General features: G+C 64.7%; 1 protein-coding gene. It reads right to left on the bottom strand.

Going from position 1 to position 901, the window contains the following annotated elements; genetic code table 11:
* Positions 1-901: efflux RND transporter permease subunit (locus Q0D45_RS09850; RefSeq protein WP_293391985.1), on the bottom strand; the 901-nt coding region annotated here is incomplete at both ends.

Below are 901 nucleotides of genomic sequence, written 5' to 3'. Positions count from 1 at the left end.
GCGGCACCTTGGTGGTGAACAGCGTGAATATGCGGCTGATCTCCGGACGCTTCGATGCTTCGGCGACCAGCTCCTGGGAGATCTGCGCCAGTTCGCCGACATCGCCGCCGCGGCGATCTTCGAGCAGGAACTCGAAACCGCCCGTAGCGCTGATACCGGGGATCGACGGCGGGTTGAGCACCAGAAAGCTGGCTTCGCTCAAGGAGGCCAGTTCCTGATTGAGCCGGCGCACGATCGAGAATGCGTCCGAGTGGCCACCGCCACGCTCCGCCCAGGGCTTGAGCACCAGAAAACCGGTGCCGCTGTAGGGCGTGTTGACGCGGGTGATCAGGCTGAAGCCATTGATGGCGATGAAGCTTTCGACCTCCGGAAACTTCTCGTCGACGATCTTGCGGAACTTCTCCATCACCGCTTCCGTGCGTTGCAGAGACGCACCGAGCGGCAACTGGGCGTTGATCAGCAGATAACCCTGATCCTCGTCCGGCAGGAAGCCGGCCGGCCGCTGCTCGACCAGCACCACGGCACCGACCACCAGGGCAACGAACACTGCGATCGGCAGCGCCCGATGGAGCAGCGAACGCTGCACGACACGGCTGTAACCCTTGGCGAAGCTGCCGAAGCCGCGATTGAAAGCGCCGAAGAAGCGGCCGGGCAGACCGGACCAGCGTGATTCCGCCGTCGGCTTCAGCAGCAGCGCGCACAGCGCCGGGATGAAGCTGAGCGCGACGAATGCCGAGATCAGCACCGAGATCGACAGGGTCAGCGCGAACTGCCGGTAGAACAGACCGGTCAGGCCACCGAGGAAGGCCACCGGCACGAATACCGCCGTCAACACCAGGGCGATGGCGACCACCGGTCCGGCCACATCCTTCAGGGCCGCGCGTGTGGCATCACGGGCGTT

The organism is Nevskia sp., assembly GCF_023266035.1.
In the GTDB taxonomy this organism is placed as follows: Bacteria; Pseudomonadota; Gammaproteobacteria; order Nevskiales; family Nevskiaceae; genus Nevskia.
Note: the sequence above shows the minus strand (reverse complement) of the source record. Positions and strands in the feature narration are given on the sequence as shown.